Raw genomic sequence first — 21392 nt, 5'->3', positions numbered from 1 at the left:
CGACATGGCAGTGCACCCGGAGGTGGCGGCGTACCGGGCGGCCCGCGCCGCGGCCGGCACCCCGCCGCTGTACACGCAGACCCTCGCCGAGGCCCGCGCCGCGGACCTGGCCGCGATCCGCGCCGGCAGCGGGGTGGTCGAGCCGGTGGCCGAGGTACGCGACGAGCGCATCCCCGGCCCGGCCGGTGAGCTGCCGCTGCGGGTGTACCGGCCGGCCGGGTCGAATCCGCTGCCCACGCTGCTGTACTTCTTCGGCGGCGGCTGGACGCTCGGCAGCATCGACACCGCCGACGGCATCTGCCGGCGGCTGGCCAACACGGTGCCCTGCCAGGTGATCACCGTCGGGTACCGGCTCGCCCCGGAGCACCCCTTCCCGGCGGCGGTGCACGACTGTCACGCGGCCACCCGCTGGGTCGCCGAGCACGCCGAGCTGCTGGGCGTGGACCCGGACCGGCTGGCGGTGGGCGGGGACAGCGCGGGCGGGAACCTGGCCGCCGCGGTCACCCTGCTCTGCCGTGGCGACGGGCCCTCCCTCGCCGCGCAACTGCTGGTCTACCCGAACACCGACCAGAGCGGCGAGCCGGCCGGCCCCGGTGAGGACGACGATCCGACGCTGTTCAACAGCCGGTCGGTGGCCTGGTACCGGACGCACTACCTGGCCGACCCGGCGCAGGCCCGGGATCCTCTCGCGTCACCGTTGCTCGCCGACGACCTGACCGGCCTGCCCCCGGCGCTGGTGGTCACCGCCGAGTTGGACCCGCTCTGCGCCGAGGGGCAGCGGTACGCCGAGCGACTGGACGCCGCCGGCGTGCCCACCCGCTTGGCGCACTACCCGGGGATGATCCACGGCTTCTTCGCCATGCCGGGCGTCTTCACCGACGGTCGGCGGGCGCAGGCCGGCGCGGCGGCGTTCCTGCGGGAACGGTTCGGGCTGCCGTCCGCCCCCGACGAGGTGGCGCAGACCCCGGCCGGCACGGCGGTACGCGGTGGGTGAGCCGCTGCTGACCGACCTGTCCGCCGTGTCGCTCGCCGACTACGCCGAGCGGGCCCGGACGGTGCTGCCGCCGGACGTGTGGGACTACGTCGACGGCGGCAGCGCCGCCGAGGTGACGGTCGCCGCCAACCGGGACGCGCTGGACCGGGTCGCCGTCCTGCCCCGGGTGCTGCGCGGGGTGCACACCGTCGACCTCTGCACCCGACTGCTCGGCCGCCCGTACGCCATGCCGGTAGGGGTGGCGCCGATGGCGTACCAGCGGCTGGTGCACCCGGACGGGGAGCGGGGCCTCGCCTCGGCGGCCGGCGCGGCCGGCATCCCGTACCTGGCGAGCACGTTGAGCAGCACACCCGTCGAACAGGTCACCGCCGTCGGCGCGGACGTGTGGTTCCAGCTCTACTGGCTGCGCGACCGGGCCCTCGTCGGCGACCTGCTGGCCCGGGTCGTCGCGGCCGGGTGCCGGGCCCTGGTGGTCACCGTGGACGTCCCGGTGCTCGGTCGGCGTCCCCGTGACCTGCGCAACGCGTTCCGGCTGCCGGACGACGTGGTGGCCGCGAACCTGCCCGACGGTCGCGACGCCCTCGCGCACTCCGGCGCCCCCGGGGTGTCCGCGATCGCCGCGCACACCGCCGCCTCGTTCGCGCCGGCGCTGCGCTGGGCGGATCTGGCGTGGCTGCGCGAGCGGGTCGACCTGCCGCTGGTGGTGAAGGGGGTGCTGGACCCCCGGGACGCGATCGAGGCGGTCCGGATCGGCGCGGACGCGGTGGTCGTGTCCAACCACGGCGGCCGGCAGCTCGACGGCGCGCCGGCCAGCGTGACCATGCTGCCGGAGGTCGTCGACGCGGTCGGTGACAGGTGTCAGGTGCTTTTGGACAGTGGCATCCGCAGCGGCACCGACGTCCTGCGGGCGCTCGCGTTGGGCGCCTCCGGGGTGCTGCTGGGCCGGCCGTTGCTCTGGGCGCTGGCCGTCGGCGGCGAACGTGGCGCGCGGGACGCGTTGGCGCTGCTCGCCGCCGAGCTGACCGACGCGCTCACCCTGGCCGGTTGCGCCGACCCGGCGGCGGCGGCCGAGCTGCGGACACTCGGCGCGTGACCGCCACCGAGCCGGTCGACCTGACCGCCGCCGACCTGCACCCCGCGCTGGGCGACCCGGCGCTGACCTCGATGAACTTCCTCAACGAGGTGTCCGAGCGCTACCCGGCGGCGGTGTCCCTCGCGGCCGGACGACCGTACGAGGAGTTCTTCGACGTCGCGGCGGTGCACCGGCACCTCGACACGTTCCACCGGCACCTCACCGACGACCTGGGTCACCCGCCCGAACGGGCGCGGCGGCTGCTGTTGCAGTACGGCCGGACCAAGGGCATCGTGCACCACCTGGTCGCCCGCAACCTCGCCGTCGACGAGGGCATCACCGTCGACCCGGAGGCCGTCGTGGTGACCGTCGGCTGCCAGGAGGCGATGTTCCTGGTGTTGCGGGCGCTGCGGAGCGGGCCGACGGACGTGCTGCTTGCCGTCGCACCGACCTACGTCGGCCTGACCGGGGCGGCCCGCCTGGTGGACCTGCCGGTGTGGCCGGTCGCCGGCGGTCCGTCCGGGGTGGACCTGGCCGACCTGTCGGCGCAGGCACGGCGGGCCCGGGCGGCGGGGCTGCGGCCGCGCGCCTGTTACGTGATGCCGGACTTCGCCAACCCGTCCGGGGTCAGCATCTCCGCGGCGGACCGGCAGCGGTTGCTCACCCTCGCCGCCGAGGAGGACCTGCTGCTGCTGGAGGACAACCCGTACGGGCTGTTCCACGTCGACGACGGGCCGCGCCCGCCCACCCTCAAGGCGTTGGACGCCGAGCGGCGGGTCGTCTACCTCGGCTCGTTCGCCAAGACCGTGCTCCCCGGCGCGCGGGTCGGTTACGTGGTCGCCGACCAGCGGGTGGCCGGCCCGGACGGCCGGGTCGGCCCGCTCGCGGACCAGCTCGCCATGATCAAGAGCATGGTCACTGTGAACACCTCACCGATCGCGCAGGCGGTGATCGGTGGCCGGTTGCTGGAGAACGGGTGCAGCCTGGTGCCGGCGAACACGCGGGAGCGCTCCGCGTACACAAGGAATCTGCGCCACCTGGTGACCGGGCTGCGCCGACGCTTCCCGGCCGGGACGGACGGCCCGGCGGCGGTGCGCTGGACGGTGCCGGGCGGCGGGTTCTTCGTGGTGGTGACAGTGCCGTTCCCGGTCGACGACGCGCTGCTGGACCGCTCGGCGCGTGACTACGGGGTGCTGTGGACGCCGATGGCGCACTTCTACGACGACACCGCGCCGGTGTGCGCGCTGCGGCTGTCGGTCAGCGCGGTGACGCCGGCGCAGATCGACGTCGGGTTGGATCGCCTCGCGGCGCTGATCACCGACGAGCTGGCCGCCCGGACGGGTTGACACACCGCGTTCATCGGATGGCAATGCGCGACGACCCGCGTTTCCCCGTCCTGGGTGGACGGTCATAATAGGCCGCATGGTTGCCTGGGAGTACGCCCTGCTCGTCCGCCGCTATCAGGGACAGGGCCGCAATTTCCATGTCTCGTTCGTCTGGTACGCGCCGGACGGGTCCCGTAAGGACATCACCGCCTTCGGGGACACCGCCATCGCGCACCTCAACCGTGCCGGCCGGGAGGGGTGGGAGTTGGTCTCCGCCGCCGAGGACGTCAACAACGTCCAGGGCAGCACCGAAGTCCACCGCTACCACCTGAAGCGCCCCCTGGCCTAAACCGCCCCACCCCGCCCCCGCCCCGTCCCCTGTCCGGGTCGATCATGGAGTTGTGGTGGTGGACGAAGGGCGCAATCCGCCCTGATTCGGGCACCACAACTCCATGATCGACGCGATCCGGCCGGGCCGGGCCGGGCTGGGGCACGGCCGGGGCGGGAGGGCTGGTCAGGACAGGTCGACGTTGGGGTAGAGCGGGTGGGGGGCCAGCAGGTCGGTGGCCTGGCGGGCGATCTTGTCGGCCAGGGCCGGGTCGAGGGTGTACTTCGCCTTCGACGGGGTGCCGTCGGCGTTGGCGCCGGCGGTGGTCTGCGTGAGTACGGTGTGGATCAGCTCCGCGGTCTGGTCCATCTCGGCGGTGCCGAGGCCCCGGGTGGTCAGCGCCGGGGTGCCGATCCGGATGCCGGACGTGTACCACGCCCCGTTCGGGTCCTGCGGGACCGAGTTGCGGTTGGTGACGATGCCCGAGTCCAGGAGCGCCTGCTCGGCCTGCCGACCGGTGAGCCCGTAGCCGGACACGTCGATCAGCACGAGGTGGTTGTCGGTGCCACCGGTGACGAGCTTCGCGCCCCGACGCAACAGCCCTTCGGCGAGGGCTTGCGAGTTGTCCACGATCCGCTGGGCGTAGTCGGCGAACTCGGGGCGACGGGCCTCCGCGAGCGCGACCGCCTTGGCGGCCATCACGTGCGGCAGCGGACCGCCGAGCACCATCGGGCAGCCCCGGTCCACCTGGTCGGCCAGCTCCGGCTGGCAGAGCACCATGCCGCCGCGCGGGCCGCGCAGCGACTTGTGCGTGGTGGTCGTGACGATGTGCGCGTGCGGCACCGGGTCGAAGTCGCCGGTGAACACCTTGCCCGCCACCAGGCCGGCGAAGTGCGCCATGTCGACCATGAAGGTCGCGCCGACCGAGTCGGCGATCTCCCGCAGGATCCGGAAGTTCACCTTCCGGGGGTACGCCGAGTAACCGCCGACCAGGATCAGCGGCTTGAACTCACGGGCCGCCTCGGCCACCCGGTCGTAGTCGATCAGCCCGGTCTCCGGGTCGGTGCCGTAGCTGCGCTGGTCGAACATCTTGCCGGAGATGTTCGGCCGGAAGCCGTGCGTCAGGTGACCGCCAGCGTCCAGCGACATGCCGAGCATCCGCTGGTTGCCCAGCTCGCGGCGCAGCGCGAACCAGTCGGCCTCGGTGAGGTCGTTGACCTGCCGGACCTGAGCCTTCTTCAACGCGGGGGACTCCACCCGGTCGGCCAGCACCGCCCAGAACGCGACCAGGTTGGCGTCGATGCCCGAGTGCGGCTGCACGTACGCGTGCGCCGCGCCGAACAGCTCGCGCGCGTGTTCGGCGGCGAGCGCCTCGACGGTGTCGACGTTCTGGCAGCCGGCGTAGAAGCGACGGCCGACGGTGCCCTCGGCGTACTTGTCGCTGAACCAGTTGCCCATGGCCAGCAGGGTCGCCGGGGAGGCGTAGTTCTCGCTGGCGATGAGCTTCAGCGACTCCCGCTGGTCGGTCAGTTCGGCGCCGATGGCGTCGGCCACCCGGGGCTCGACCGCCCGGATCACCTCAAGGGCACTACGGAATGCGGTGGACTCGGCGTTGCGCGACATGCGACCTCCAACAGACGTGCGGGAAGGCCCAGGCGCTCGGCAAACGTCCTCGTGACGGGGCCGCTCCCCGATGGTTCTCCATCCCCACGCGCCAGTAACGGCCCGGTTGAGATCCTACCGGGCCGGCCGGGGCCGTCCCGGGCGACCTCCGGACGACACCCCCCGAGGTACGACGAGGGCCCGGCGCGCCGCCGGGCCCTCGGTGTTTACGCGACCGGCTCACGCGGTCATCGCGTCCATCGCCTTCTTGATCGCCTTCGGCTCGGTGGGGGTACGCGGGGCGTCCGCCCGCAGCGCGATCATCTTCTCGCCGATCTCCTGGAGCTGCTTACGCCCCAGCGCGTCGCGGACCTTCGGGAACCACTCCTCCTCTTCCTCCTCGACGTGGTGGGTGACGTTCTCGATGAGGACCGTGGTCTTGGCGTTGAAGCGCTCGTCGGAGGCGTCCATGCTGGCCAGCTCGGCACAGAGCACGTCGGCGACGTGGTGCTCCTCGTACGACTCGAGGATGTCGTCCTCCAGGTCGGGCAGCAGCCTGCGGACCTCCGGGTACATCACCTCGTTCTCGAGGTAGGTGTGCACGGTGAGGGCCTCGAGGATCTGGTTCACCAGCTTCTGCCGCTTGCTCGCCGGCCCCTCCTCGGCATCCTGGAAGGCCTTGAACAGTCGGCGCATTTCCTTGTGGTCCTCTTTGAGCAGGACGATCGCATCGGTCGACACGGGCATGACCTCCCTGAATCTCGGCTGGTGTGATTCCGGTACCCAGCAGGTCAAATACGGAAACAGCCGATATCGGCTGATCAGACCATGGACAGGGTGCCGGGGATCTCGTCGAGCAGTTCTCGGGCGAGGAAACCGATCCGGCCGTACCGGGGGATGAGCCGTTGCCCGCTCACCGCGTGCGCGAACGAGCCCCAGCAGGCGGCCTGCGCCGGATCCGCTCCCCGGGACAGCAGCCCGGCCAACAACCCGGCGAGCACGTCCCCGCTGCCGGAGGTGCCCAGCCCGGCGTCCGCGCTCTCCTCCCGCCAACCCCGCCCGTCCGGGGCGGCCACGTGCCCGTACAACGACACGACCGCCTCGTAGCGCACGGCCAACTCGGCCGCCTCGGCGTCCAGGTCCTCGCCCGGATCCCGCCCGAGCAGGTGCCCCGCCTCGGTGACGTTGGGCGTGAGCACCACCGGCCGGCCCGAGCCGACCAGCAGGTCCGGCGCGTGGCTGAGGGCGCCCAGGGCGTACGCGTCGAGCACCAGCGACGTGTCCGGGCGGGCCGCGTCCAGGACCAGCCGCAGCAGGCGGTTGGTCTCGTCGATCGCCTTCAGCCCGGGGCCGAGGGCCACCACGTCGGCCCCGGCGACCAGCTCGCCGAGTTGGCCGTCGCGGTCGGCGGCGACCGCGCCGTCGTCGGTCTCCGGCAACCCGACCACCAGCGCCTCGGGCACCTGGATGCTCAGCGTGGCGGCGGTGGACTCGGCGGCGGCGAGCTGGAGCACCCCGGCGCCGGCGCGCAGCGCCGCCACCCCGGCGAGGAGCACCGCGCCGGGGGTGAAGCGGGAGCCACCGACGACCAGGACGGTGCCGCGGCTCTCCTTGCCCCCGGCCGGCACCGGCAGCGCCCAGTCCCGCAGCAACGCCGGTGTGATCACCTTCACCTCAGACCGGCTCGGCATGGATCTCGTCCTCCCTGGTGGGCTGGGCGCCCTGCTGACGCAGGTGCGCGACGTCGTTGAAGGCGGTGAGCGCCAGTCGCCCCTCGGCGTCCGCCGACCACTCGGTGATCGAACAGTTGGCGATCACGTCCTGCCGGGTGAGCGCCATCAGCTCGTCCTCGGTCAGCCCCTCCACCAGATAACGAAGCAGGAAGACCAGCGCGTCGTGGCCGAAGAGCAGCACCCGGCAACCCTCGTGGTCACGCCGCAGGTCGCCCAGGAGGGTCCGCAGCCGCAACGCCACGTCCGTCCAGGACTCCCCGCCCGGCGGCCGGTAGTAGAACTTGCCCAACCGCTCCCGACGGTCGGCCTCGTCCGGGTACCGCCGTCGTACGCCGTGCCCGGTCAGCCCGTCGAGGATGCCCAACTCCCGGTCGCGCAGCCGCTCGTCGCGGTGCACGGGTACGTCGGTGCCGGCCAGCGCCAGCCGCGAGGTCTGCACCGCGCGCAGGTACGGCGACACCACCGCCACGTCCGGCCGCTTCGCCTCCGGCAGTGCAGCCAGCCAACGGCCGGTCGCCCGGGCCTGCTCCTGGCCGGTCGCGGAGAGGGGCACGTCGGCGTCGCGATGGGTGAGGTCGATCAGCTCCGCGCCCGTCGCCTCGGCCCGCGTCGCCGCGACGTTCGCGGTGCTCTCGCCGTGCCGGACGATCCAGAGGGTTGCCAGTTCCGCCATGCGGCACCCCTACCCGGCACCAGCGTGCGGTAATCGGCCCGCCGCCCGCCGCCCGCCGCCCGCCGCCCGCCGCCCGCCGCCCGCCGCCCGCCGCCCGCCGCCCGCCGGCTAGCGGCGGCTCTGCCAGGGACGTAGCCCCACCCGGGAGGTCGACTCGTCGCGCCGGCGGAAGAGGTACGTGAAGGACTGGGCGCCCAGGGCGAGGAGGAGCGCTCCCGTCCAGGCCCAGGAGTACGTCGGAGCGGAGTGGCGTACCGCGAGGACGCCGAGCACCGGCGCGGCCGCGACGACGAGGGACAGGGCGGTCGTGCTGATGGTTTGTCGAAAGCGTGCCGAGATGGCGAAGGTCGACCGGTCGTAGACGAGCAGGGCCGCGCCGAAGAGCGTGGCGGCCGTCAGGGCCACGCCCACCGAGGAGGTGATCTTCGCGAAGGTGACCGGTAGGGCGATGAGGAACGGGAAGACACCGCCGAACTCCGAGAGCACGTTGCCCCACTTGGTGTACCGGCTGAAGCTGTTGGTTCGCAGCCGGGCGAGCTCACCGGAGGTGTTGGCATAGATGATCAGCGACGCGGTGGTGGCCAGGGCCGCGCACATCAGCAGCACCCGCACCCCATCGGGATAGGCCGGTGAGGTGAACGACAGGCCGAGGACGAACGCGATCGAGGCCAGGATGCCGCTGGAGAAGGCGACCCCGGCGGCGCTTTCGTCGGACTGCAGGGCCGCGAAGTCGTCCTTCTCGAACCGGGACAGCTCCAGGGCCGGCCCGGCGGGCAGGTTCACCAGTCCCGTGATGACGTTCTCCTCGCCGGCCAGCAGGGTGGCGATCTGCGCCGATGCGGCAACCGGGATCAGATAGCGCTCGTCGGCGTCGACGTACTCCACCCGCGCCTTGTGCTGGCAGTAGTAGCGGTCGCGTCCCGGGCCGAAGTAGTCCGGCACGATGGTGCGGACGACAAACCCGCGGGACAGCAGCAACCCGAGCATGGCCAGGTTCTCCGGGCTGGTCACCGTGGAGATGCTCACCTGGGGCTGGGCCGCGACCGTCCGTGCCCGCGCCACGAAGTCGTCGAGCAGTGCCGCACCCACACCGGTGCGCCGTTGATCCGGGTGCACCCCGAGCCCACTCAGGTAGAGGTGATGGGCGCTCGGCAACTCGTACTGGAGGAAGCCGACGATCTCCGTGCCGGCGCGGACCACCCGGACGTGCCCGGCGGCGACGCCGTTCTCGATCTCACTCGGCGCCGCTGGCTCGTGCGCCGGGTCGCCGGGCGGGAAACAGAGCGCGTCGAGGGCGAGCAGCGCGGGGACGTCCTCGGTCGACGCGTCGTCGATCCGGACGGTGGGTGCCCCGCCCGATCTGGTCTTCTGCTGGCGCACGACGCCATCCTGCCCGACCCGGTCAAGAGGTGTGATCGACGCCGGTCGGTGCCTGGCGGGAGCGGTCGGCGCCGCGCCAGTGTCCGCTCGGTGGCCGTACGTCACGCTCGCGCGTCGTACCCTCAGGGCGTGGCCACGGCGGCGGAGGAGATCCGGGTGGGGGAGCGGCTGGTCCGCGTCTCCAGCCCCGACAAGCCCTACTTCCCGGAGCGAGGGCTGACCAAGCTGGACGTGGTCCGCTACTTCCTGGCGGTCGGCGACGGCATCCTGCGCGCGCTGCGGGACCGGCCCACGATGTTGGAGCGCTGGCCGCGCGGTGTCTTCGAGGGAGCGACGATCGCCACCCGGCAGACCAACCGGGGTGACGCGTTCTACCAGAAACGGTTGCCGGCGGGCGCGCCCGAGTGGGTGCGGACCGCACACATCACCTTCCCCAGTGGCCGCACCGCCGACGAGATCGCGCCGAGCGAGTTGGCCGTGGTGATCTGGGCCGCCAACCTGGGCACACTGCGTTTCCACCCGTGGCCGGTCAGCGCCACCGACGTGGAACGCCCCGACCAGCTCCGCATCGACCTCGACCCGTTGCCCGGCGTCGGCTTCGAGCAGGTGGTGCCGGTGGCCCGGGAGGTCCGCGCCTTCCTCGCCGAGCTGGGGATGACCGGCTATCCGAAGACCACCGGCGGGCGGGGCCTGCACATCTACCTGTCGATCGAGCCGCGGTGGGGTTTCGGCGAGTGCCGCCGCGCGGTGCTCGCGTTGGGCCGGGAGATGCAGCGCCGGTTGCCGGAGCTGGTCACCACCACCTGGTGGCGCGACCAGCGGGACCGGCCGGTCTTCGTGGACTACAACCAGATGTCCCGGGACCACACGATGGCCTCGGCGTACTCCATCCGCCCGACGCCCCGGGCGCTGGTGTCGGCGCCGCTGGAGTGGGCGGAGCTGGACGACGCCCGACCGGAGGACTTCGACGTGCTGTCGGTGCCGGCGCGCTTCGCCGAGCGCGGCGACCCGCACGCCGGTCTGGACGGTGACCGGCACTCGCTGGAGCCGCTGTTGGAGCTGGCCGACCGGGAAGGGCTGGAGGCACCACCCGTTCGGTGAGCCGGGTCAGGCCCACGGGCTGTCCGCCCCGTCGAACTCCTCGAACACCAGCCAGGTGCGGGTGGACAGCACCCCCGGGATGCTCTGCACCCGGCCCAGCACCACGTCCCGCAGCGCGGCGTTGTCCGGCGCGCGGACCAGAGCGAGGACGTCGTGGTCGCCGCCGAGCAGCGCGGCGTGCTCGATGTAGCGCACCCGGGCCAGCTCCGCCGACACCTCCCGCCAGGTGTTCTGCTCGATCGTCAACGCGATGTACGCCGAGGTGCCCAGCCCGGCCGCCTCGGGCGCCACCTGGGCCCGGAACCCGGTGATCACCCCGTCGCGCAGGAGCCGCTCCACCCGCGCGTACGCGTTGGTGCGGGAGATGTGGATCCGTTCGGCGAGGGTGCGCACCGACGTGCGGCCGTCCCGGACCAGCTCGTCGAGGATCCGCCGGTCCACCTCGTCCAGCGCTCGGGCCGATCGTCCCGATCCCGCCGCCCGACCCGCTTCGTCGGCGGGCTCCTGGCTCACTGTCGGCCTCCTAACATGCCAATCGTCCCGCCTTCCGCGTGGATCTTGAGTCAATCATCCGACAAGCGGAAGCATAGGCTCACCACACGTCCCAGGAGGTTCCGCCGTGACGACCACTCCCCAGGCGGTCCGCAGGGCATCCCCGCGCACCCGTCGGGCGGCCACCCCGCCCGACCCGGCGCGTCCGCTGCTGCCGAACACCGAGCCGGTCCGCCTACTCGACCCGACGGGCACGCCGCTGCCCGCCCGCACCGACTACCCGGAGCCGCCCGTCGAGGTGCTGCGCGAGCTGTACCGCCGGATGGTGCTCGGCCGCCGCTTCGACACCCAGGCCACCGCCCTGACCAAGCAGGGCCGCCTGGCCGTCTACCCGTCCTCGCGGGGTCAGGAGGCGTGCCAGGTCGGCGCGGTCCTCGCGGTCCGCGACACCGACTGGGTCTTCCCCACCTACCGCGAGTCGATGGCTCTGGTTGCCCGGGGCATCGACCCGGTCGAGGTGCTCACCCTCCTGCGCGGTGACTGGCACTGCGGGTACGACCCGGCCGAGGTACGCACCGCGCCGCAGTGCACCCCGCTCGCCACCCAGTGCGTGCACGCCGCCGGGCTGGCGCACGGCGAGGCGTACCAGGGGCGCGACACCGTGGCGCTGGCCTTCATCGGTGACGGAGCGACCAGCGAGGGCGACTTCCACGAGGGGATCAACTTCGCCGCCGTGTTCAAGGCGCCGGTGGTCTACTTCGTGCAGAACAACAGGTACGCGATCAGCGTCCCGCTGTCCCGGCAGACCGCCGCGCCGTCGCTGGCCTACAAGGGCGTCGGCTACGGCGTACCGAGCGAGCAGGTCGACGGCAACGACCCGGTGGCGGTGCTCGCCGTGCTCACCCGCGCGGTCGCGCACGCCCGCGCCGGCAACGGGCCGTTCCTGGTCGAGGCGCACACCTACCGGATGGAACCCCACACCAACGCCGACGACGCCAGCCGCTACCGCGACGGCGCCGAGGTCGACGCCTGGCGCGACCGGGACCCGGTCGCCCGCCTGGAGACCTACCTGCGCGCCCGCGGCGTCCTCGACGACGCGGCCGTCGCCGAGGTCGCCGAGCAGGCCGAGGCGTACGCGGCGGACCTGCGGGCGCGGATGAACGAGCAGCCCACCGTCGACCCGCTGAGCCTCTTCGACCATGTGTACGCCCAGCCCACCCCGCAACTCGTCGAACAGCGCGAGCAGGTCCGTGCCGAACTGGCCGCCGCCCGCGACGAGGAGGGGAACGCCTGATGGCCACCACCATGGCGAAGGCGCTCAACACCGCGCTCGCCGACGCCCTCGCCGCCGACGACCGGGTCGTCGTCTTCGGTGAGGACGTCGGTCAACTCGGCGGCGTCTTCCGGATCACCGACGGCCTCCAGGCCCGCTTCGGCGAGAACCGCTGCTTCGACACCCCCCTCGCCGAGGCCGGCATCGTCGGTTTCGCCGTCGGCCTGGCCATGTCCGGCCTGCGGCCGGTGGTCGAGATGCAGTTCGACGCGTTCGCGTACCCGGCGTTCGAGCAGATCGCCTCGCACGTCGCGAAGCTGCGCAACCGCACCCGGGGCGCGTTGAGCGTGCCGATCGTCATCCGGGTGCCGTACGCCGGCGGCATCGGCGGGGTCGAACACCACTGCGACTCGTCCGAGGCGTACTACGCGCACACCCCCGGACTGAAGGTGGTCACCCCGGCGACCGTCGAGGACGCGTACTCCCTGCTGCGCGAGGCGATCGACGACCCCGACCCGGTGGTCTTCATGGAGCCCAAGAAGCTCTACTTCGCCAGCGCCGACGCGGAGCTGCCCGCGCGCGCCGAGCCGTTCGGGAAGGCCGTCGTGCGTCGCCCCGGACGCGACGCCACACTGGTCGCGTACGGGCCGGCGGTGCCGGTCGCGCTGGAGGCCGCCGAGGCCGCCCGCGAGGAGGGCTGGGACCTGGAGGTCGTCGACGTCCGCACCATCGTGCCGTTCGACGACGCCACCATCACCGCCTCGGTCCGCCGTACCGGCCGGTGCGTGGTGATCCAGGAGGCCCCCGGCTTCGCGGGTGTCGGCGCGGAGATCGCCGCCCGGGTGCAGGAGCGGTGCTTCCACGCGTTGCACGCCCCGGTGCTGCGGGTGGCCGGGCTGGACATCCCGTACCCGGCGCCGATGCTGGAGCACACCCACCTCCCCGGTGTGGACCGGGTCCTCGACGCGGTGGCCCGCCTGCAGTGGGACGACCAGCCCGACGCGCGCTGGGCGGCGGCATGACCACCGTCGAACGGACCCAGGTCTTCCTCCTGCCCGACCTGGGCGAAGGGCTGAGCGAGGCCGAGATCGTCGAGTGGCGGGTCGCCGTGGGCGACGTGGTCACCGTCGACCAGAGCGTGGTCGAGGTGGAGACCGCCAAGGCCGTCGTGGACGTGCCCTGCCCGTACGCCGGCCGGGTCGTCACCCTGCACGGCGCGGCCGGTGAGGTACGCCCCGTCGGCCAGCCGTTGATCACCATCGCGCCGCTGGACGGTGGCGACGAGTCGGCCGGGCACGCCACCTACCGCGAGGAGGAACGGGCCGGCTCCGGCAACGTCCTGATCGGGTACGGGACAGGCCACGGCGGCGCCACCCGGCGTCGACGTCGGCCTCGGCTGGTCCTCGCCCCGGAACCGACCGACGTCGGGCCGGCGGACGCTGCTCGCCCGGACACTGCTCGCGCCGACGTCGCCGTGTCCGCCGCGGTGGGCGCCGCGCCCGCCGATCCGCGCTCGCCGGCCGCCCTGGTCATCTCGCCGATCGTCCGGCGGCTGGCCCGTGAGCACGGCGTCGACCTGGGTACGGTGCGGGGCACCGGTCCCGGCGGCGTGATCCGCCGCGCCGACGTGGAGGCGGCCCTGACCGCGCCCGCCGCCCGGCTCGCCGCCGTCCCGGACCCGCACGTCGCCCTCGCGCCGGCCGGGGACGGCGACGTGATCGTCCCCCTCACCGGCGTGCGGAAGGCGATCGCCGACAAGCTCTCCCGCAGCCGGCGGGAGATCCCGGAGGTGACCATCTGGGTCGACGTGGACGCCACGAGCCTCCTGGAGACCCGTGCGGCGATCAACGCGGCGGCCCCCGACGCGCCGGTGAGCATCCTGGCCCTGCTGGCCCGGATCTGCCTCAGCGGACTGCGCCGGTTCCCGCAGCTCAACGCCCGCGTCGACACGGAGGCGCAGCGGATCGTCCAGTCCGCCGGGGTGCACCTCGGCATCGCCGCGCAGACCGACCGGGGTCTGTTGGTGCCGGTGCTGCGCGACGCCCAACGCCTCACCACCGCCGAGCTGGCCGCCGAGCTGGCGGCGACCACCGCCGCCGCGCGGGCCGGTAACCTCCCGCCGGCCCGGCTGACCGGCGGGACGTTCACGCTGAACAACTACGGGGTGTTCGGCGTCGACGGCTCCACGCCGATCATCAACCACCCCGAGGCGGCCCTGCTCGGGGTCGGGCGGATCGTGGACAAGCCGTGGGTGGTCGACGGGCAGCTCGCCGTCCGCAAGGTGACCCAGCTCAGCCTCACCTTCGACCACCGGGTCTGCGACGGAGGGGTAGCCGGTGGCTTCCTGCGGCACGTGGCCGACTGCGTGGAACGACCGGCGATGCTGATCGCCGCCGTCTGACGGCGTACCCCGTCGGCCCCGGCGCTGCCCTCGCGGCGCCGGGGCCGACGCGTGCCCGGGGTTTCCCGGCCCCGTGACCGGGAAGTCGGCCCCGCCGGAGCGCACCGAACGCGTCGAAGGGAACGGGCCCGTGGCGAACGAGCTGATCCTGAACTCGGTCCGGGTGCGTCGGCCCGCCGCGGCCGGCGCGCCGCTCTACTGCAACGCGCTGGAGTACGGGCTGACCGGCGACGGCTCGACGAACGACCAGCCGGCGTTGGCCGCCCTCGTGGACCGCCTCGGCGCCGGCTACGCCTCGGACGGACGGGCCCGGGTCATCTACTGCCCGCCGGGCATCTACTCGATCCGGGACGCCGGCACGGTGTGGCGCAGCGGCGTGTCGCTGATCGGGGCCGGACCCGCGGCGACCCGGTTCATGCTCAGCAACGAGGGCAACCGCGCCGACCCGACCCCGTTGGCGTTCTGGACCACCGTGCAGCACGGCGCCGATCGGGACCGGCACATCGCCGACTGCACCTTCGCCGACTTCCAGATCGACGGCTCGGGCGTGGCGATGGCCGAGTACAACTACCTGGCCAAGGGCCTCGGCCTGCAGTACGTGGTGCGCGGCGTGTTCCGCAACCTCTACATCCACCACACCGCCGCCACCGGGTTGGGCTGCGACTTCCTCCAGGACACGCTCATCGACGGTGTGGTGGTGGTGGGCTGCGGCCGCCTGGACAACGGCGAGCAGATCGGCGGCGCCGGCATCGGGATCGGCATCGGCGGGTGGGGCACGATGGAACGCCTGACCATCGCCAACTGCACCGCCCTGGCCAACGGCACCAACGGCATCTTCCTGGAGTTGCAGAAGGACTACTGGGAACCGCCACGTGGCTACCGCATCGTCGGCTGCCACAGTCAGGGCAACCGGTTCGGCATCTCCGACTGGGGCGCCGACGGTCTGATCGTCTCCGCCTGCACGATGACCGGCAACCTGGAGACCGGCTTCGACGTGTCGGCGCAGGGCACCGCGGGCATCGCCGGACGGGGTGGACTGCTCACCGACTGCGTCATCGACGCGAACCTGCGCGACGGCGTCAGCATCGGCAACAGCCCCGGCCCGTACACCGTGCGGGGCAACCGGATCAGCGGCAACGGTCAGCACGGCTACCACGCGCACGACCTGGGGCGCGGTTACCAGGGCACGATCCGGGACGTGGTGATCGAGAGCAACGAGTTCTGGGGCAACGGGTTGGACGCGATCCGCATCGACCACCAGATGAGCGACGCGGTGCTGCTCAACAACCGGATCCGCAACAACGGCCGGCAGTACGCGCAGGGCGCCGGCGGTGCCGGTGACGCCGTGCGCTACGACGAGCGGACGCTCGTGGACCGGTCGGCCGACTGGCCGCACGACGGCCACCGGGGCAAGGTCCTGCGGGTCGGGCGGTCCGTCGCCATGGTCGCCGCCAACAGCGGCGACGAACTCATGCTCGCCCCGGTCCGTCCGGACGCGTTCAGCGCGTGGAGCGGGGACGTGCCACCGCCCGGTTGCGCGTACGAGTTGGCCCCCGCGCCGGAACGACGTGCGGGTGTCACGATCGACGCCCCATTCGACTCGGCGACCATCCGTGGCAACCGAATCTGGGACAACCACGACAACCAGACCCAGACCCACGGGCTGTGGATCACCGAGCGCGGCAGTTGTGTGGACTGCCGGGTCGAGGACAACGACCTCGCCGGCAACGTCGACGGGGGGATGCGGTTGGACACCCCACCGGTGGGCGGACGCTGGCGGGACAACCACGTCGACAGCGACTGGAGCTGAGCGGCCGATCTCCGCACTGGCGGAGGCGGCCGGAGGGACGGATGCGGCGGCGGCCGGAGTGTTCCGGCCGCCGCCGCTGTCATCGTCTACCGATCAGCCGGCCAGGCCAGCCACCGGGTCCGGGTCCAGCACGACAGTGGCCGAAGCGGACTGCGGCGGGACGCCCGGCTCGGTCGGCGCGTCGGTGTACTCGGCGACGAACACCGCGGTCAGGTTGTCCGCGCCGGCGTGCCCACCGTCCACGAAGGTCGGAATGCTGCCGGAGCAACCCGTCGAGGTGGACAACGGGTGACCGTGCTCGTCATGCCCGAGCACGTAGGTGACCGTCACCCGGGAGCAGTCCACCGGCAGGTCGTCGGTGACCTTCACCTCGTACGCGACGGTCTGCCCGAACTGGAAGGGCTGCCCGGCGACCGGGGCGACGAACTCGATGACCGGCGCCGTCGGCCCGATCACCAGCGGCAGCGTCGCCGAGGCGGACCGGCCGGTGCGGTCGGTCACCTTCACCGTCGGCGTGTACGAACCGTTCTCCTGGAACGTCCAGGTCGGGTTCGGATCGGTGCTGTCCACCGAACCGTCCGCGTTGAAGTCCCACGCGTAGCTGAGCTTGTCACCGTCCGGGTCGGTGGTGCCGGCGCTGGAGAACTTCACGGTCAGCGGGGCCTGCCCGACGGTCTTGTCGGCGCTGATCTTCGGGATCGGCGTCCGGTTGCCGCGGACGAAGTCGATCCGGGACAGCTGGGCGTCCGGGTTCTCGGCGAAGTAGCCGTCACCGTACTCCAGCACGTAGAGCGAACCGTCCGGGCCGAACTCCATGTCCATCGGATTGTCCACCACGATGGAGGGGACCACCGAGCGGATGTCCGCGACGTTCCCGTTGGTGTCGAGGCGGAACTCCTTGATGTAGTCCCGGGTCCACTCGTAGAACAGCGGCACCCCGTCGTAGTAGGCCGGCCAGCGGGTACGCGACGTGCTGGTCCCGTCGTAGTCGTACGCCGGGCCGCCCATCGGGCCGATACCACCGGTGCCCAACTGCGGGAACTCACCGGACGCCGCGGACGGGTACCAGACCTCCGGCTGCTCGACCGGCGGCAGCACGCGCTTGCCGGTGTTGTGCGGAGAGTCGTTGACCGGGCGCTTGCAGTTGAACGTGGCACCCGACTCGCCGGTGGCGAAGTCGTAGTCGCGGTAGGCGATCGTCGGCGTCACGCAGTACGGCCAGCCGTAGTTCGCCGGCTTGTCGATGAGCATCCACCGGCCGTGCCCGGCCGGGCCGCGCTCCGGGTTCGGGGAGGACGCGTCCGGTGAGTAGTCGGCCAGGTAGACGTTGTCGGTGCGCCTGTCGACGGCGAACCGGAACGCGTTGCGCAGCCCCATCGCGTAGATCTCCGGGCGGGTCTGTGCGGCGCCGGGCTTGAACAGGTTGCCGGCCGGCACCGTGTACCCGCCGGCGGCCTTCGGCTTGATGCGCAGCAGCTTGCCGCGCAGATCGTTGGTGTTGGCCGAGGTGCGCTGCGCGTCGTACGCCGGGTTGCGGTCGGCCCGCTCGTCGATCGGGATGTAGCCGTCGGAGGCGAACGGGTTGGTGTCGTCACCGGTCGACAGGTACAGGTTGCCCTTGCTGTCGAAGTCGATCTGCCCGCCGACGTGGCAGCAGATGCCCCGGTCGGTCGGCACGTCGATGATCTGCTGCTCGCTGGCGAGGTTGAGCTTCATCCCCTCCAGCTTGAACCGGGACAGCCGCAGCGCGCCCTTGAACCGCTGCCAGTCCGCCTCGGTGCCGGTCTCCGGCGCGTCGCCCTCGTTGACGCCCGGGGTCGCCGGGTCGTCCACCGGGGTGTTCATCGGCGGCGAGTAGTAGAGGTACACCCACTTGTTCTGGGCGAAGTTCGGGTCGATCGCGACCCCCTGCAGGCCCTCCTCGTCGTGCTCGTACACCGGGATGTCGGCGGCGAGGGTGTTCAGCCCGGTGCGCGGGTCGTGGATGCGGACCTCGCCGGTGCGCGAGGTGTGCAGCACCCGCAGGTCGGGCAGGACGGCGAGGCTGATCGGCTCGCCCGGGAAGTCGTTCAGTGTCACTTTCTGGAAGCTGCTGTCCGGCGGCGCGGCCGGCGCTGCGGCCGCTGCCGACGGTGGTACGACCAGACCGGCCGTCACCAGCAGCAGGGCGGACGCGAATGCGGTCCTGTTCATCAGGTGTGTCCCCCGGGGTGGTGTCAGTACCGAAGTGAAGCGAGATAGTCGAAGCCGACGCGGGCGGTGTCCAGGGCGTCGGCGGGGGAGCGCGGCGGCGTACCCGCGTCGTCACGTTCCACGATGTACTCCTCGATGCCGGCCTCCCGCTCGTGGGCGAAGATCCGGCCGAAGTCGATCAGGCCGTCGCCGAGGTCGGCGAAACCGCCCTCGACGTCGAGGTCCTTGACGTGCACCTGGCGGATCCGGCCACGGTTGGCCTTGATCACGTCGACCGGGTCGTGCGCGCCGCGCCAGGTCCAGTAGAGGTCCAGTTCGAAGTGGACCAGCCGTGGGTCGGTCTGCGTCGCGAGGATGTCGAACCCGGTCGAGCCGCCGGTCAGGGGCACGAACTCGAGCTGGTGGTTGTGGTAGCCGAACTCGAGCCCCGCGCGTTCGGCGAGCCGCCCGGCCTTGTTCAGGTCCCGGGCGAGGGCCCGGTAGACGGCGGGGTCCCGGATCGGCTGGCCGGCAGCGTCCCGACCGAAGTACGGGTGGACGATCTTCTTGCAGCCCACGACCTTGGCGTCGGCGAGGGCCTGTTCCCAGGTCGCGGCGTCGAACGGCTGCGGAATCCCGACGTGCCCGGAGGTGGAGCGCAGCCCCGCCTCGTCGAGCGCGGCCCGGAACTGGGCGGCGGTGCGTCCGACGAAACCGGCGTGCTCCACCCGCCGGTAGCCGATCCGACGCAGCGCGTCCAGGGTGCCGGGCAGGTCGGCGGCGAGCTGGTCGCGCAGCGTGTAGAGCTGGATGCTGATCCGGTCCACCGGCACCCGACGCCGGCCCTGCGCCTCTGCGGCGGGTGCGGCGCTGGCGGGCCCGGCGAGCAGACCGGCGGCCCCGACGGCAGCGGCGGAGACGGTCGCGGCGCGCAGCACTCCACGCCGGCTGACCGACTCCGACGCCGGTGTCGGCTCCGGTCGGTTGATCTGTCGATCCATGGTGGTGGTCCCTTCCTGACGGCTGGCATGCCGTCGGCGGCGGTCGACCTGGCTGCCGTCGCCCGGGCGCGCCGAACCGGCCGGAGGCGGGCTCCGGCTGGACGGTGACGGACGGCGCTCGGGTGCGGCCCGGTCCTGTCAGGAGCGGAACGCGGCGACCCGGCAGGGGTGGCGGCAGACTGATCGACTAATGGGCAACCCTCTATCTAGATCGAGACCCTACCCTTGCCTCCGGACGAAGGCAAAGCTTCGTCGCGTTTGGCAGAAGTTTCGCTCCAAATGACAAAAGCGCGCTGTCGAGGTGCGCCGGCAGGGATGACCTCCTCCTTCCGCGCCCTCTGGAGCGGGCAGCACCCCAGGCTCATGCATGATCCACACGACGTCGCCGATGTGGGGGTGTCGGTTCGGGTCTGATGCCGCGAGGTCACCGAAACGGAGTCGATCATGATGAGGCCGCTCGACCTCGCGTCGGGCCGTACGCCCCCTTCGGCGCGCCACGGCCCACCCGCCCCGGAAGGGCGTCATCCGGACAGCCGGCGCTGGCCGCGCTGAAGCAGAGCAAACGGCACGAGAGATGCCGGCCGAGCTTCTATTCCACCAAGCGGAACATAATTGGAAATTGTGTCGACAAAAGCGCCGACAATTATTTCTGAATGCCGCAATCGCCCATGCCCGGGAAGCGAGAATGTCGGCATAGGGAAGTCGAATACGGGGGGACTGAACATGACGTGTAGGCGGCGATTGACGCTGTTGGCGGTAACCATCGCAGCCGCACCACTCGTCCTGGGTGGGTGCACCGCCGACCGGGGGTCCGCGACCGGTTCGGCCAAGAAGCACGCCGCCCCGCCGGAGCTCGCCGTCACGCCGGGGGACAAGGCCCGCGACGTGCCGGTCAGCGCCGAGGTGGGCACCGTGGTCAAGGGGGGCCGGGTCACCGGCGTACGTCTGACCGACGACAAGGGCAAGCAGATCGCCGCCGAGCCGCGGGAGGACGGGTCTGGCTGGGTGCCGAGCGCTCCGTTGCAGCCGAAACGGACCTACACCGCCGAGGTGACAGCTGCCGGTGACTCCGGCGCCACCACGACCCGCACCACCACCTTCACCACGATGGCCAAATCGACCAAACCGCAGATCACCAGCACCCTCTATTTCGTCGGCAAACGGACGTACGGCACGGCGATGCCGGTTACCGTCGCGTTCGACCCGGGAATTCCGAAAGAGGCCAGAGCGGATGTTCAGCGACGGTTGTTCGTGAAGACGAATCCTCCGCAGCCGGGCACCTGGTCATGGCTCGAGGACGGGACTCAGGTCTATTACCGGGCCCCCGATTTCTGGAAGCCGGGTACGACGATCAGCGTCCGGGCCGGCCTGGAGGGTCTGCCGATCGGCAAGGACCGGGTCGGTGACGCCGAGCGCACCGCGACGTCCACGATCGGACGGCAGGTCTCGCTGGAGATCGACAACGCCACGAAGCAGATGACGGTCCTGCGGGACGGCAAACAGATCCGCCGGATCCCGGTCAGTCTGGGCAAGCCGAGCACGCCGAGTTCGAGCGGCAAGATGGTGATCATGGAGAAGCACGAACGGACCACCTTCGACACCCGGGGTGAGCCCAACGGCGGCTACGTGGTCGACGTCGACGACGCCCAGCGCTACACCTGGGGTGGTGAGTTCATCCACTCCGCCCCGTGGTCGGAGGGGGACCAGGGCAACACGAACGTCTCACACGGATGTGCCAACGTCTCCGCCACCGCTGCCGACTGGTTGATGGGGGTGACGCAGGTCGGGGACCTGGTGACAGTGAAGGGCACCGAAGTGGAACTGCAGCCGGGCAACGGCTGGACCGCGTGGAACGTGAGCTGGGACGAGTTCGTGCGAGGTAGCGCGCTGCCGGTGCCACCCGGGCTCAAGCCCGCCCCGGTCGCTCCGGCCCACCCGGGCGCGGTGGCCGGCGGGTCGCCCGCCCCGGCGCCCTCGGTCAGCGGTCGCTGAGCGACACGGCGGTCACACGGGCCGGTCCGCTGCGGCGAACCGG

General features: G+C 72.0%; 18 protein-coding genes and 1 riboswitch. Of the genes, 10 read left to right on the top strand and 8 right to left on the bottom strand.

Annotated features, from left to right (window positions below; translation table 11 throughout):
• Window positions 1–4: 4 nt before the first annotated feature.
• The 4 genes from O7631_RS23145 to O7631_RS23130 all read left to right on the top strand — a co-directional run bounded on the left by O7631_RS23145 (window position 5) and on the right by O7631_RS23130 (window position 3740).
• Entirely contained in the window at window positions 5–994 is a 990-nt protein-coding gene (locus O7631_RS23145) for an alpha/beta hydrolase (RefSeq protein WP_278146141.1), read from the top strand.
• Window positions 987–2087 carry an alpha-hydroxy acid oxidase gene (locus O7631_RS23140; protein WP_278146140.1) on the top strand — a complete coding sequence of 367 codons (1101 nt, stop codon included), beginning with the start codon at window positions 987–989 and terminating at the stop codon, window positions 2085–2087. The genes O7631_RS23145 and O7631_RS23140 overlap by 8 nt, the downstream gene beginning before the upstream one ends.
• On the top strand, window positions 2084–3412 hold the full coding sequence (locus tag O7631_RS23135; protein ID WP_278146139.1) for a PLP-dependent aminotransferase family protein: 1329 nt from the start codon (window positions 2084–2086) through the stop codon (window positions 3410–3412). The genes O7631_RS23140 and O7631_RS23135 overlap by 4 nt, the downstream gene beginning before the upstream one ends.
• 67 nt (window positions 3413–3479) lie before the next feature.
• Entirely contained in the window at window positions 3480–3740 is a 261-nt protein-coding gene (locus tag O7631_RS23130) for a hypothetical protein (RefSeq protein WP_110566555.1), read from the top strand.
• A gap of 165 nt (window positions 3741–3905) precedes the next feature.
• Here the strand turns inward: O7631_RS23130 and O7631_RS23125 are convergent, their stop codons facing one another.
• The 5 genes from O7631_RS23125 to O7631_RS23105 form a co-directional block, all read right to left on the bottom strand.
• Window positions 3906–5342 carry a glycine hydroxymethyltransferase gene (locus tag O7631_RS23125; RefSeq protein ID WP_269679008.1) on the bottom strand — a complete coding sequence of 479 codons (1437 nt, stop codon included), beginning with the start codon at window positions 5340–5342 and terminating at the stop codon, window positions 3906–3908.
• Window positions 5343–5361: 19 nt separating this feature from the next.
• Window positions 5362–5451: riboswitch (ZMP/ZTP riboswitch) on the bottom strand.
• A gap of 110 nt (window positions 5452–5561) precedes the next feature.
• The gene (locus tag O7631_RS23120; protein ID WP_332367447.1) at window positions 5562–6062 is read right to left on the bottom strand and encodes a hemerythrin domain-containing protein; all 501 of its coding nucleotides are present in this window, start codon (window positions 6060–6062) and stop codon (window positions 5562–5564) included.
• Between the two features lie 80 nt (window positions 6063–6142).
• Entirely contained in the window at window positions 6143–7012 is an 870-nt protein-coding gene (locus O7631_RS23115) for an NAD(P)H-hydrate dehydratase (protein WP_269679006.1), read from the bottom strand.
• The gene (locus O7631_RS23110; protein ID WP_278146138.1) at window positions 6996–7727 is read right to left on the bottom strand and encodes a histidine phosphatase family protein; all 732 of its coding nucleotides are present in this window, start codon (window positions 7725–7727) and stop codon (window positions 6996–6998) included. The genes O7631_RS23115 and O7631_RS23110 overlap by 17 nt, the downstream gene beginning before the upstream one ends.
• Window positions 7728–7835: 108 nt before the next feature.
• Window positions 7836–9107: an N-acetyltransferase gene (locus O7631_RS23105; RefSeq protein WP_278146137.1), complete on the bottom strand. Its 1272-nt coding sequence runs from the start codon at window positions 9105–9107 to the stop codon at window positions 7836–7838.
• 129 nt (window positions 9108–9236) lie between these two features.
• Between O7631_RS23105 and O7631_RS23100 the strand changes: the two genes are divergently transcribed.
• Entirely contained in the window at window positions 9237–10208 is a 972-nt protein-coding gene (locus O7631_RS23100) for a DNA primase small subunit domain-containing protein (protein WP_269679002.1), read from the top strand.
• A gap of 6 nt (window positions 10209–10214) precedes the next feature.
• Here O7631_RS23100 and O7631_RS23095 read toward each other — a convergent pair whose 3' ends face one another.
• Entirely contained in the window at window positions 10215–10649 is a 435-nt protein-coding gene (locus O7631_RS23095) for an Lrp/AsnC family transcriptional regulator (protein WP_278148004.1), read from the bottom strand.
• Between the two features lie 145 nt (window positions 10650–10794).
• On the opposite strand from O7631_RS23095, the gene pdhA reads away from it, so the two are divergent.
• The 4 genes from pdhA to O7631_RS23075 all read left to right on the top strand — a co-directional run bounded on the left by pdhA (window position 10795) and on the right by O7631_RS23075 (window position 16184).
• On the top strand, window positions 10795–11994 hold the full coding sequence (pdhA, locus tag O7631_RS23090; RefSeq protein ID WP_278148003.1) for a pyruvate dehydrogenase (acetyl-transferring) E1 component subunit alpha: 1200 nt from the start codon (window positions 10795–10797) through the stop codon (window positions 11992–11994).
• Entirely contained in the window at window positions 11991–12995 is a 1005-nt protein-coding gene (locus O7631_RS23085; RefSeq protein WP_208745163.1) for an alpha-ketoacid dehydrogenase subunit beta, read from the top strand. Before pdhA ends, O7631_RS23085 begins: the two co-directional genes overlap by 4 nt.
• On the top strand, window positions 12980–14374 hold the full coding sequence (locus O7631_RS23080; RefSeq protein ID WP_278148002.1) for a dihydrolipoamide acetyltransferase family protein: 1395 nt from the start codon (window positions 12980–12982) through the stop codon (window positions 14372–14374). Before O7631_RS23085 ends, O7631_RS23080 begins: the two co-directional genes overlap by 16 nt.
• A 130-nt stretch (window positions 14375–14504) precedes the next feature.
• On the top strand, window positions 14505–16184 hold the full coding sequence (locus O7631_RS23075; RefSeq protein ID WP_278146136.1) for a right-handed parallel beta-helix repeat-containing protein: 1680 nt from the start codon (window positions 14505–14507) through the stop codon (window positions 16182–16184).
• Between the two features lie 93 nt (window positions 16185–16277).
• Here O7631_RS23075 and O7631_RS23070 read toward each other — a convergent pair whose 3' ends face one another.
• Window positions 16278–18377, bottom strand: coding sequence for a PQQ-dependent sugar dehydrogenase (locus O7631_RS23070; protein WP_278146135.1), 2100 nt, complete (start codon window positions 18375–18377; stop codon window positions 16278–16280).
• 23 nt (window positions 18378–18400) lie between these two features.
• Window positions 18401–19357 (bottom strand): sugar phosphate isomerase/epimerase, encoded by a 957-nt coding sequence (locus O7631_RS23065; protein ID WP_278146134.1) that lies wholly within the window; start codon window positions 19355–19357, stop codon window positions 18401–18403.
• Between the two features lie 723 nt (window positions 19358–20080).
• Between O7631_RS23065 and O7631_RS23060 the strand changes: the two genes are divergently transcribed.
• Window positions 20081–21349: an Ig-like domain-containing protein gene (locus O7631_RS23060; protein WP_278146133.1), complete on the top strand. Its 1269-nt coding sequence runs from the start codon at window positions 20081–20083 to the stop codon at window positions 21347–21349.
• Window positions 21350–21392 lie beyond the last annotated feature (43 nt).

It is taken from the genome of Micromonospora sp. WMMD967 (assembly GCF_029626165.1).
Taxonomy (GTDB): Bacteria; Actinomycetota; Actinomycetes; order Mycobacteriales; family Micromonosporaceae; genus Micromonospora; species Micromonospora taraxaci.
Note: the sequence above shows the minus strand (reverse complement) of the source record. Positions and strands in the feature narration are given on the sequence as shown.

What these genes read in the sequence shown, in the direction of transcription:
- O7631_RS23070 (WP_278146135.1), bottom strand. Translation starts at nt 18,377, where the DNA reads ATGAACAGGACCGCATTCGCGTCCGCCCTGCTGCTGGTGACGGCCGGT.
- O7631_RS23145 (WP_278146141.1), top strand. Translation starts at nt 5, where the DNA reads ATGGCAGTGCACCCGGAGGTGGCGGCGTACCGGGCGGCCCGCGCCGCG.
- O7631_RS23115 (WP_269679006.1), bottom strand. Translation starts at nt 7,012, where the DNA reads ATGCCGAGCCGGTCTGAGGTGAAGGTGATCACACCGGCGTTGCTGCGG.
- O7631_RS23065 (WP_278146134.1), bottom strand. Translation starts at nt 19,357, where the DNA reads ATGGATCGACAGATCAACCGACCGGAGCCGACACCGGCGTCGGAGTCG.
- O7631_RS23125 (WP_269679008.1), bottom strand. Translation starts at nt 5,342, where the DNA reads ATGTCGCGCAACGCCGAGTCCACCGCATTCCGTAGTGCCCTTGAGGTG.
- O7631_RS23060 (WP_278146133.1), top strand. Translation starts at nt 20,081, where the DNA reads ATGACGTGTAGGCGGCGATTGACGCTGTTGGCGGTAACCATCGCAGCC.
- O7631_RS23110 (WP_278146138.1), bottom strand. Translation starts at nt 7,727, where the DNA reads ATGGCGGAACTGGCAACCCTCTGGATCGTCCGGCACGGCGAGAGCACC.